At 39.4% G+C, this 11,904-nt stretch carries 9 protein-coding genes; 7 read left to right on the top strand and 2 right to left on the bottom strand.

What is annotated here, in order from left to right; genetic code table 11:
• Positions 1-106: 106 nt before the first annotated feature.
• The 5 genes from H6G97_RS20130 to H6G97_RS20110 all read left to right on the top strand — a co-directional run bounded on the left by H6G97_RS20130 (position 107) and on the right by H6G97_RS20110 (position 9,501).
• Positions 107-5,038, top strand: coding sequence for a non-ribosomal peptide synthetase (locus H6G97_RS20130; protein ID WP_190942479.1), 4,932 nt, complete (start codon positions 107-109; stop codon positions 5,036-5,038).
• A 337-nt stretch (positions 5,039-5,375) separates the two neighbouring features.
• Positions 5,376-6,320 carry a hypothetical protein gene (locus tag H6G97_RS20125; protein ID WP_190942478.1) on the top strand — a complete coding sequence of 315 codons (945 nt, stop codon included), beginning with the start codon at positions 5,376-5,378 and terminating at the stop codon, positions 6,318-6,320.
• Between the two features lie 792 nt (positions 6,321-7,112).
• The gene (gene aroF / locus H6G97_RS20120) at positions 7,113-8,201 is read left to right on the top strand and encodes a 3-deoxy-7-phosphoheptulonate synthase (RefSeq protein WP_190942477.1); all 1,089 of its coding nucleotides are present in this window, start codon (positions 7,113-7,115) and stop codon (positions 8,199-8,201) included.
• Between the two features lie 589 nt (positions 8,202-8,790).
• Positions 8,791-8,973 carry a hypothetical protein gene (locus H6G97_RS20115; RefSeq protein ID WP_190942476.1) on the top strand — a complete coding sequence of 61 codons (183 nt, stop codon included), beginning with the start codon at positions 8,791-8,793 and terminating at the stop codon, positions 8,971-8,973.
• A gap of 147 nt (positions 8,974-9,120) precedes the next feature.
• Positions 9,121-9,501: a hypothetical protein gene (locus H6G97_RS20110; protein WP_190942475.1), complete on the top strand. Its 381-nt coding sequence runs from the start codon at positions 9,121-9,123 to the stop codon at positions 9,499-9,501.
• Positions 9,502-10,114: 613 nt separating this feature from the next.
• On the opposite strand, the gene H6G97_RS20105 is transcribed toward H6G97_RS20110, so the two are convergent.
• Positions 10,115-10,513 (bottom strand): hypothetical protein, encoded by a 399-nt coding sequence (locus H6G97_RS20105; RefSeq protein ID WP_190942474.1) that lies wholly within the window; start codon positions 10,511-10,513, stop codon positions 10,115-10,117.
• A 190-nt stretch (positions 10,514-10,703) separates the two neighbouring features.
• Between H6G97_RS20105 and H6G97_RS51260 the strand changes: the two genes are divergently transcribed.
• Positions 10,704-10,931: a four helix bundle protein gene (locus H6G97_RS51260; RefSeq protein WP_338421786.1), complete on the top strand. Its 228-nt coding sequence runs from the start codon at positions 10,704-10,706 to the stop codon at positions 10,929-10,931.
• Between the two features lie 53 nt (positions 10,932-10,984).
• Here the strand turns inward: H6G97_RS51260 and H6G97_RS20095 are convergent, their stop codons facing one another.
• Positions 10,985-11,329 carry a hypothetical protein gene (locus H6G97_RS20095; RefSeq protein WP_190942473.1) on the bottom strand — a complete coding sequence of 115 codons (345 nt, stop codon included), beginning with the start codon at positions 11,327-11,329 and terminating at the stop codon, positions 10,985-10,987.
• 3 nt (positions 11,330-11,332) lie between these two features.
• Here H6G97_RS20095 and H6G97_RS52650 point away from each other — a divergent pair, with 3 nt between their 5' ends.
• The gene (locus tag H6G97_RS52650; protein WP_242055012.1) at positions 11,333-11,755 is read left to right on the top strand and encodes a four helix bundle protein; all 423 of its coding nucleotides are present in this window, start codon (positions 11,333-11,335) and stop codon (positions 11,753-11,755) included.
• The last annotated feature ends 149 nt before the right edge of the window (positions 11,756-11,904 follow it).

The following is an 11,904-nucleotide window of genomic DNA, read 5'->3' as shown; positions in this document are numbered from 1 at the left end:
ATTTAGTTTTGTATGAATAACTAGACTTCAAAACAATACTTACTTACTTAATTAGGTAAGACGTTGGACATTTTTATTGCGAATATTAATTTTTTTAGAGGATGCAATGAGTACTAAGAGCTTAGAATTGCCTATTTTCTCCCTAGTTGCCAAAATTACTGGACATGATGCAGAAGAATTAGAACGAGATATGTTTTTGGAGGGTAACTTAGGATTAGATTCCATCAAAATGATGGAACTATTGAATGGATTAGTAGCACTAATTCCCCAAGAAAGACAACCCAAATTTATGGAGACATTGCCTTTGCAAAATTTGATGCAATTGCAAACTTTGGGCGATGTCGTGCAAATAGCTGATAAATGCTTAGTTTCCCAAATAGATAATTATGATTCTTCGCCATCTGCAAGTATTATCAATCAAAAGGAGCAGAAAACAGAGCAGGTTGAGATTCTTTCTGGGCAATATTTTCATTTACTCGGTCATTGGGTAGTAAATTCAATTAGCTTATTTTCTACTCTACGTTTACGAGGTGATTTTGATTCAAACGTTGCTTGGCAGTCGTGGAAAAACTTGCTGGCTCGTCATCCTATGCTGCGATCGCGCTTTATAATTCCTCCAGATACTACCAGATTCAAGGATTACGAAATGGTAGTTATGGAAAACCCCACTCCTCCTGATATACCCGTTACTGATATCAGACATCTTCATAGTGAGGCTCAAGAACAACTAATTAATGATGAATTGCATCGCTGCCTCAATTATGAATGGCAAATGACAGAGTGGCCACTACATCGATTTTTTGTTTTTCGGCTGGAAGATTCAGTCTATCAACTGGTGTTAGCCAACGAGCATCTCATTTCTGATGCCCTAGGATGTCATATCATCTTACGCGAATTTATGGAAATTTACCGCGCTCATGTCTGTGGTGAACAACCTAATTTGCAGCCACCTACAACCGTCCAAGATTACAGCGAATTGGTGCAATCAATTAATGCTTGGCAAGACCCGGAAGAAGACAAAGCGCTGGTCGAGTATGTAAATCGGCGAGGCAAAGATTCTTACTTGTGGAACCCAACAGGAAATGCCATCACATCCCTGTGTCCAAAATTCCATAACCGCAGATTTTCTTTAGGAAAGGCCATTACTAATCAACTCATTGCCCAAACTCGTGAATGGCGATTACCACTTAACTCTTTACTAGTGGGTGCGTTTGTGCGGGCTGTTGCCAAGTTTGAGAAGTCTCAAAACGAACCGATTATGGTTCAAGTTCCCACCGGTGGACGGGTTTATCCTGGCATAGATGCTTCTGATGTGGTGGGTAGTTTTGCTCAGAATTTGTCCATTAGCCTAGACTTACCAGCACTGAATGAAGATTGGCAACGCTTGTTAAACCGCGTTCATCAGGAAATCCAACAAGGGTTAGTTAACGGTTATGACCGCGCCCAAACTCGTCAAATGGCGATCGCTTTCCGAGACAATATTGTTTTAGAAGATGGCAAAATCCCTGAGCGGATGTTACCCATGTATCGGCGGATACTGAAATCAAATTTATACTGTCCATTTACAGGACAGATTAATATTAAAAACAAATATGGCCCCATAGATGTAATCGATTATCGCGCAGGTGGTATTAATGCGGCGGGAACAATTGATATATTGCAAGAAATATTTGACGACAGTTTACAATTGTTCGCAAGCTACGACAGTAACTTTTTCCCTGAGTCGGTTATCGATAAATTGATGCAGGAATACATTACCCAAATCAAAGAATTAGCTTCACTAAAAATCCCATCTCAACAATTAACACAGCCACTGCCCAAGACACAAACAGATGTAAATCTAGCCCAGCTTCTGCAAGAAATCGCCACAGAAATCTGCCATTCCCAGATTACTGACAATGATATGGCTAAGGATTTGGAAGCAGAATTGGGAATGGATTCTTTGGAACTCATCCGCATTGTTACGAGGCTAGAAAAACGGTTAGGTAAAGTAAATCGTCAAGCCTTGCTTTCTTGTCGCAGTTTGCAAGAAATGACTGTGTTACTTGGGAATAAACAATCATCTTCTTTACAAAACCAATCAGTTGTCAACAATCAACAACCCCAAGAAATTCCTTACTGGGAAATTATCGAGCAAGCCAAGCGTACTCCCAATGCCATAGCAGTGACGGATGGGGAAACTCAAATTACCTACGCAGAGTTAAACCGTCTTTCCAATCAGGTGGCTAATTATTTGCAGTCTCAGGGAGTGAAACCAGGCGTGTTTGTGGGGATAATGACACGACGCGGGCCTTTGATGTTTGTGGGGATTCTTGGCATTCTCAAAGCAGGCGGGACTTACGTTCCTTTAGATCCTATATATCCTCATGAACGGATTAAGTACATACTAGAACACGCTGAAATCAGAATTTTGCTAACAGAAAATCGATTGACAAACAAGTTAGCAGAATGCCTGACTGAGCAGTTACCGTTAAATACTTTGATGTTCTTAGATGAGGGTATTTTTGAGCAAGGTAAAGCTTGGACACAGTTAAACAAAAAGACTTGGGCGCGTTGTTCAGACATAGCTCCTGCCAATGTTAATAATCCTGATGACTTGATGACAGTACTGTACACCTCTGGTTCTACAGGTAAACCTAAAGGAGTGATGCTCAACCATCGGGGTTACATGAATCGCCTGGTTTGGATGCAGAATGCTTTTCAATTGCGTTATGGCGATCGCGTTGCTCAAAAAACATCTTGCTGTTTTGATATATCAGTATGGGAAATATTCTGGCCTTTGATGGTGGGAGCTACTGTTTATTCTGTGGAAACAGAAACAGTCAAAAATCCTTGGCTCTTAGCACAGTGGATTAAAGATAATCAAATCAATGTCATGCACTTTGTTCCTTCCCTATTTGGAGAATTTTGTAATGCTTTAGAATCAGAATCATGGACTTTTCCCGATTTGCGTTGGTTAGTCTTTAGTGGTGAAGCTTTACCTGTACCTTTTGTACAGCGTTGGATTGAGAAGTATGGCATGAGTGTTGGTTTAGCCAATCTTTATGGCCCCACTGAAGCTTCCATCGATGTCACCGCACACATTATTCGTCAACGCCCAGGCGAACAAGAAATCTGCATTCCTATAGGTAAAGCTATAGATAATGTGTATATCTTAATCTTGGATGAACAGATGCAGCCATTAGCCCCAGGAAAAATGGGAGAACTCTGGATTGGCGGCGTGCAATTGGCTAAAGGTTATCTCAAAGATCCACAACGCACAGCAGACGCATTCCGGCTTAATCCCTTTTCTCACGTTCCAGGGGAATATTTATACAAAACTGGCGATTTAGCTATGGAATTGCCCGATGGCAGTTTCGAGTATCATGGACGCATTGACCACCAAATTAAAATACGTGGTTTCCGTGTAGAACTGGGTGAAATCGAAAGTGTTCTCAATAGCCATCCCGCGATTAATGAAGCTGCCGTTTTAGCTGTAGATTACGAAAATGGTCAAAAACGGTTAATAGCTTGCTTGGCTGGTTCTCAAGTAGACAATCAACAAATTAAGGAATTCCTGGCTCAACGGTTGCCTGATTATATGATTCCTCACCGATGGGAATGGCTAGCCAGTCTACCTAAAACCCACAATGGTAAGTTAGACCGCAAGGCTATTTTGGCAGCTATCACCCAAGAAAAGCCAACAATATGCCAGGAATACTTACCTCTAGGCCCTGCTCAACGTTGGTTAGTGAAATACTTTGAGCCTCCATACCAATGGAATGGCTATACACGTTTTCTTTTCCATCAACCATTGGACGCAGAAATATTTAACCAAGCTCTCAATGTTGTTCTGGAAACTCATCCTGCACTAAGGACTGTGTTTGTGCAAAGAGATCAACAATGGTGGCAACAGTTAATTTCCCCAGAGCAAAAGTTGAGTGCTGAATTCTATGATGGTAGTCATCTTACATCTGCACAACGAGATAGTGAAATCCACAACCGGATACAAGAAATAGCTCAACAGTTTCAAATCGACCAATGGCCGCTGATGAAAGTAATCGCGATCAAGGTCAATGAATCCTGCTACGATATCTCGCTGGTTGGACATCATATCATTGGTGATTTGCTAAGTACTGGGGTGATTTTTAATCTCTTATGGTTGACCTACAGCGAGTTACTGGGGAACATAACTCTGAGTTCTCATCCTCTCCCTGCGACACCTTCTTATATAGACTATGTGCGTGTGCTGATGCAGGCGGAACAACAGGGAGCTTTGAGAAGTCATGTAGATTATTGGAAATCTCAATTTCCTTCACAGGAATATACCTTCCAAGTTCCCTTTGACCATCAAAAAGGTGCTAATTTAGAGGCTTCCGCCGCCAGCGAAAAATTTACCCTGGCTAAAAACAGTAGTAACATTCTTTTACGTGAAGCCAAACAGTATTACAAATGTAATGTCTACATGTTGCTACTTTCTACCTTGTATCGGTTGATGGCTGAGTGGAGTGGACAGCCTTGGGTAGTAGTTAGCCATCGCAGCCACGGCAGAACTCTAGATAGCAAACACACGTTTTTAAATAGTGTTGGTAACTTTGCGATGAATTTCCCTGTCGGGGTTAATGTAGGACGTTCCATCAAGTGGGAGCAAACCACCAAGGAAATCCAAGCCAAATTTAACGAGTTGCCGATGAATGGTGTAACTTTTGATTGGATTTCTGAGCAGCTTCCTCATCATGTTTATCCCGATAACAATCTCACACCAGTCAGAGCTAACTACTTAGGAAATCGTACTGCTCCCGCCTCAGAACTGTTTGAGTTTATTGAGGAAGATAGAGATAGTCGGTTGTCCTCTCCTGACCAGAAACGTACAGCGTTATTAGAGTTTTTCTTCTCCATCACCGATGGCACTGTTCACTTAGAAATCGAATACTCTCGCAATTTCCACCTACCTGCAACTATTCGCAGACTTGGCGATCGCTATTTGGAACTTATGGCAGAGATGCTAGCCGTTGTATCTTTACTAGGCAATGGTGTAGAAGTGACAAATCACTCTTAACGTACTACACGCTTACACTAGTAAAAAATTGACCTCAGACTTTGAGTCTTAGGTTATATAACCCACATTCCGCACTCCAGATTTCGGCAAAAGTTAGACCTACTTTTTTTTTGGCAAAAGTATTGCTGCATTATCATATAGGACTTACGCATCAAGTAAGAAATGTAGGGGCAATTCATGAATTGCCTCTACGGGAAATCAAAGCTTTCACTGCCTTTTTGGGTAAGTCCTATCATATAATCTTTTATGGTCAGCAGACAGCTAGCTAAATCGAAATCTAGACAGCTACAGTTTAGAAGCATCAGCTTCAGTACACGTTATAGTTATGGTAATACTTATGGCTTTCAACACGCTTGTCCTCAGTTCACTCCTTGCACTTCAAATTCTGCCACCATTACCAAGTGAAAACTCTGCCAATAGGATCGATTTTTTCGGAGATATTAACGAAAATGAGGGTAATGTTGGTTTCAGTAGTCTAGATCCCTCTGCCCCAGATTATGGTCATATAGAGATCAGTAAAAATTCTTTAGGATTTAATAGTTCCTATTATGTAACTGGTCGAGAGGGAAGTCCCGAACCTTTTAATCAAGCTGTAAAATCGGGAAGTATGACTGGAATCAATGGTTATAATAATTTCAGTAACTACTTGACAAGTAATGGGATTGCATTCAAGGATATTGGCTTCGGTTTCAGTCAAAAAAGCGATCGTAGCTTTACTCAAACGTGGAATTTGGGTGATGATATTTTAGGAAAGGATTGGTACGGTAGCCCTGATTCAACTGTTGAGGAGCTTATCTATAAAGCTAATCCAGATAATGTAGATTTCAGCCTATTTTATCAAACAACTAAAATAGTAGATTTTAGTTATTCCGATATATTTGTAGCTGCTGATGAGGGACCTACAATTTCATTTGAGGATAATAATTTCTTCGTTTTTACTAACCCTGTTACAGCAAGAAAAGAGGCTGATTTAGCACTATTAGAGAATAGCTTGGCTGATGCTTTTTTATCGGATGTTGCCTCTCTAGGCGGCGAGGTTAGGGTAATTTGGAACAGTGCAGGCGCTCCAGAATCATTTGATTTTATTACCACAGATAAATACGGGATACAGTATTTCTCAATACCTGGATCTATTCAAGCAGTAGCAAAACCAGTACCAGAATCATCTTACATACCAGGAATATTGGTGCTTGGGTTTATAGGAGGAGTTTGTTTCCGAAAAAACAGAAAGCAGAATGAACCTATTGTTAAGTTAGCCGGAAAAATTTGCACAGGGAAGTGAATTGGTGACTTTCGCTTAAGATAGCAGTTTTGTTTAAAAACAACTCAGTAAATAAGTCGGTGCGAAAAAATCCAACTATGTAAAGATAACAATATAGCGATAGTTAATTTACCAGGATTGACATAGTGCAAACCCGGATGAGCCAAATTCGCGCAGTTACTCTGAAAACAGTACCAGAATCTTCTGTTTCATGTGGAATATTTATGTTTGTAGTTTTGGTTGCTGTTTCCCGGCTCAAAAAACAACATAACCAGTATGGATAGTAAATATAACTCTGACATTAATTATCCATAACTAGTTTTGGCAACCAACATAATACCAATTTCCCAAAGTGTAGACGTTGCAATGTAACGTCTACACAACTGCCATCGTTTTACTTACCTAAGAATATGTTGCAATCATTAATCGAATTTGTATAACTAGCCTTACCCACTTTAGATTTACAACCATTTGTGTTGATATAGCTTGTAAGTTGCCTGTGCTACTTCTCAGCTTAACGCTAGAGAGTGCAAGCTTTACACCCTCAATGACATTAAGTTAACACAGCAGCAAATAAAAAGTCACTGTACAGCAGTGGGTTAAAGGATGTTTGCATCAAGGATGGGAATCCTTCTCTTCTTTGGAGCTTTTGGGTACACTAGACCTAGCACCTGACCTAAAAATAATTTTTATCTAGTTGCATAAATCTACAATATTTAACTGATTAGTATTTAACAATAAATCAGCGAACCTGAATCAACTTTTTCCCTAAAAATTATCAATTTTTGAACTATTTAAGGAGTAGACAAACTAGTGATTATTGTAATGAAACCCTTCACCCCATCTGCCGAAATAGAACAAGTAAATGAAGAAATTCGTCGCTATGAACTTACACCAGAAATCTGTGTAGGTCATCACAAAGTAGTAATCGGTTTGGTGGGAGATACCTCAGAACTTGATCCACGCCAGATTCAAAATTTGAACCCTTTTATAGAGCAAGTGATTAGGGTTAAAAAGCCTTTCAAACGAGCTTCTTTAGAATTTCGTTACGGAGAACATAGTGAGGTTGTAGTACCAACACCTAATGGGCCTATAACTTTTGGGCAAAACCATCCTGTAGTTGTAGTTGCAGGCCCTTGCTCGGTAGAAAACGAAGAAATGATCGTCGAGACAGCCCAAGCGGTGAAAGAATACGGTGTACAATTTTTACGTGGTGGGGCATATAAACCCCGAACATCACCTTATGCTTTCCAAGGTCACGGTGAGAGCGCTCTAGCTTTGTTAGCAAAAGCTAAAGAAGCTACAGGTTTAGGAATCATTACAGAAATCATGGACACAGATGACTTAGACAAGCTCATCGAAGTAGCAGATGTGTTGCAAATTGGGGCCCGAAATATGCAGAATTTTTCACTTCTCAAAAAACTAGGAGCTACCACTAAGCCAGTGCTACTGAAGCGGGGACTGTCAGCTACAATCGAAGATTGGTTGATGTCAGCAGAGTATATTTTAGCCGGAGGTAATCCAAACGTTATACTATGTGAACGAGGAATTCGCACCTTTGACCGACAGTTTACAAGAAACACGCTTGATATATCTGCAATTCCAGTTTTGCGAACCCTGACCCACTTACCTATCATGATTGATCCTAGTCATGCCACAGGTAAATCCGAATTTGTGCCAACTATGACAATGGCATCAATAGCTGCTGGTGCAGATTCCTTGATGATTGAAGTTCACCCTAATCCAGCTAAAGCACTTTCAGATGGGCCTCAATCACTGACATTGGAAGGATTTAAGGAATTAATGCACGAAATAACTGCCCTAAGTAAATTCTTTGGTCGTTCGCCTCACAACAATAGTACAAATCTAAAGCCAAAAACTATCTCATTGGTGAGCTATTAAAGATATTCATCTCCATCTAAAGTTAATAGTGGTTTAGGACTTCCTTAAATTTTTAGCTGTCCTGTTGCTAATAAAAAATTTGAATGATCAAGCCCTAGTAGAATCCTTAGTAGTTTTCATTGATGTCAACTTAGCAAAAAGAAAGCGCTAGACATAAAGTTGGGAAGCAAAGATAGCAAGACAATGAGTTGTCAAAATGGCTACTTTTCGCACCCCAAAATAGGAAATCCAGACCGAAGAAGATAAATACAGGTGCCAGCTTCAGCAATAGAAAAAATAGAAACAGAAATCTATGTACTTGCGCTACTAAGAAGTTGGTTGAAAAGTGTTTACCTGTGGCTTTAGGCACTTTTAAATTTTCCCTTAAAAAAGAAGGAACCAGACTCTAAATCTCCCTTAAAAAGGGAGATTTAGAAGGCTATAAAACTTTTGATACTGACAATATGACTTTTCAAACATCCTCTAAAACTATCAAGCTGGGAGCTACTGCGATTTTCATCAGGAAAGACAACGAAAAGTTAAGAGAGCAAATTTTCACATTACCTGTGATGATGATAGTGGTATTAAGTCTGCTCAGTGAACGTCCTAGTTGAGCGAAGCACTCAAGGTGTTAGCAACTGAAGCATTATTGTTTGTAGAACTAATGTTAGTAAGTAAACAAGCATTATTTCAAAAGTTGATGAAATTATCAGCAAAATTATGGTTATTATCAGCTTTTGGTGATCAATCACGTGTTGCTGAAGGCAGAAAGAAGAAAAAAAAAACTTTATAGGTTCTTGCAGTACAAAGGTTAAATAAAATCTGTATTACAATCTTATCTTGAAGTTTAATTTTAGCCTTTGTTACCAGTTAAACCTATGCTTTTCAACATCATACAAACCTATAAATTTAATTTTTTATTATTACAGCTTTAAAAACTATGTCTACTGTATCTAAGTTAACACAATTAAAAAAAGGTCTAGAAACAAGCGAAGTTCAGAAAGGGATGAAACTTATAGGATTACAGATTACAGAATTAGAACTAGATCAACTTGCATTTGGCAATACTATTTCGCTAGAAAACAGAAGATTAGGTGAAATTGGTTCAATATTTATACTAGCAGAAGCTCTTTCGGCAATAAATTCAGTTCAAACAAATATTACTTTTCAAGACTTACCACAAACGGTTAAAGAGTTTTCTTGCTGTTACGGAGGAGTTCCAATCTACTGTTGGAGTTCTGACTTAATCGGAAAGTGTTGTCTGACCCTAACTTTGCTAGATGGCAAGCCGGCAATTAGAGTTTCATCTCAAAACCTATAGCTTACCATTTCGTAAGGATTCATACCAATTTAATATGAAGCTGCATAGAAAAGAGCTTCTAGGATAAAGTTATAAGAAGAGACATATTCTGCGGCCCGTTATCTTGATTAATTAGTAATGTTTGAATTAACGGGAAACGATGGTTTTGTAGAGAAATAAATCCGCTTTTTAAAAGAGGAATATGAAAAACATCTAACCAAGGCTTGAGTAAATTAAAAAATACATACGGTTGAATAACGCTCTTCCATCACTTTGCTAAGAGAAAAATCAAGCCTATTTTTTCACTTTAGATGGGGCAAAGGTTTAAGAGTTTATCCCTATTTAGTCATTCTGGGAGAACCCAATCGCTGAAAGCCTTTTAGAGCTTTACTTTCGGATTTTGAGCTATAAATTTGAGTTACTGTTAGAAAATAAAGCCTAAAACCTTAATTAAATCAACGTCTCAGAATCTGGCTTCGATTATTTTTTCCGAAAGTGACGCAGTCGAAATTGGGGATTTACTCCAACCTAAGCCTATTTCCTTTCCCTGCTCTTGTTGCAGGTACTATCACGGGTCGAGTTATGGCGGTGTAACACTCAATTGCGCTATTCATCCTCACGGCTGCGAGGGTAGTCAATGCCCGGATTGGCAAGCTTTTAACCATCTAAATTTTATTTCTCCGATCCAGGAAGTACAGGCGTTACCTGTGACTCTAAGAATGATTTCTGGTAAGTCCTTTCCAACTGCATTGGTGTAACAAGCGTTATAAATTGCTTCAGCTAGATGCAATTCGGCAAATGGATTTCCTGAGAGTTTAAACTTAATTTGAAACAGGGTGAATTTTTTATTCGGCTCTAACTTCTTCATGTAAGCCAAAGTCAATAGCCACATAGCTTGTTCCTTCACCACTTCCCTAGCGTACTGTGGAACTTGGCACAATCTTAACCATTTGCGCCAAGTACGTTCTGCTATGGGATGGCAATAGACTTGCTCACAAGATGTTTTTAACCAGTCTAAAGGATATTTTTCCATAATAATAAGGGTAAAGGGGAAGGGGGAAGGGGGAAAGGAATGGAAAAGAAAAGGGTTGAGAGTTTTGAAGATTTAAGAGTGTGGCAGAAAGGGATTGAATTAGTTAAACAAATATACATATTGACTAAAGATGGAGAACTAAGTAAAGATTTTGGGTTAAGGGAGCAAGCTTTGAAGAGCATCAGTTTCAATATCAACAAATATTGCAGAAGGATTTGAGCGATATTCACGGAAAGAATACGTGAATTTTCTTAATATTGCTAAAGGTTCAGCAGGAGAAGTTCGTAGTCTTTTAAGAGTTGCATTGGAAGTTGGATATCTAGAGCAACCAACTTACAACCAGCTTTATAGCCAAACTGTCGAGTTGAGTCGGATGCTATTTACTCAAATTCAAGCTATAAATCAATTGATCAAGTAAAAAGCATCTTCTCTTCTCCCTTACCCCTTCCCCTTTCCCCTTTCCCCTTATACTTACTCCTCGGTAGGTATTGCTGATTCGTCTACTAAAAATGTTTCCCAGTCAACCGTTTCAATATCTAACACGTCTTTCAAGCCGTTGTTTTTGAGTATGTCTGCAACTAATTCACTAACCGTAGAGTGATTGATAGCCGCTTCTTGTGCTCCCAAGGACGTGGTGAGTAAGTTTGTCTCTAAGGCGATGGAGGAAGAAGCTGACGTAGATTCCTTTCGTGCAATCGGTGACGAACTCGTTGCGGGTATTTTCGGTATTAGCCCAACAAATGCAGCCGAATAAATTGATTGGATTAGCAGCAGTAATGAATCTGCTGCTATTGACCCTCGTTTTGGGCGTGGCAATATATGGAGCAACAAGAACAAACCCATCGCAAAGCATTAAATATTCACCTGAAGAAGGACGGGGAGTTGAATCTGTCGGGGCTGACACTAGAAAACCTATCTTCAGAAGAATTCCTAATAGTCCAGCAACTTATTGATGAGTCAAGAGCGCGATCGCACTCCAATAGACAGATTGAGGAATTGATGCAGCGAGGGATGATGGCTCAAACTGCGATCGCAGCAATAACAGTATTGATGTTTAAAGGTAGAGCAGATAAAGCAAGATTTATGAACACGGCACAGGGTTCTTTAGAAGAATGTAGATATTATTTAATCCTAGCTAGGGATTTAAATTACGGTGATATGGCAAACGCAATTAACCAACTTGAAGAAGTTAGCAAATTACTAACAAGTTATGTTAATTCCCTTCTGACTTCTGACTCCTGACTTCTGGATTCTGATTATGCAAAGTATCAAGCTCTTTCATATAGGATATGCAGTGTCTGGGGTTGGCTTTTCTATGTTTATGGGTTATTTATCCGTTGCCAGCCCCGTTAGTCGATACATTCTTTGGTTTATTGGCATAATCTCCATCT

The sequence above is a fragment of the Nostoc flagelliforme FACHB-838 genome (assembly GCF_014698065.1).
Lineage (GTDB): Bacteria > Cyanobacteriota > Cyanobacteriia > Cyanobacteriales > Nostocaceae > Nostoc > Nostoc flagelliforme_B.
Note: the sequence above shows the minus strand (reverse complement) of the source record. Positions and strands in the feature narration are given on the sequence as shown.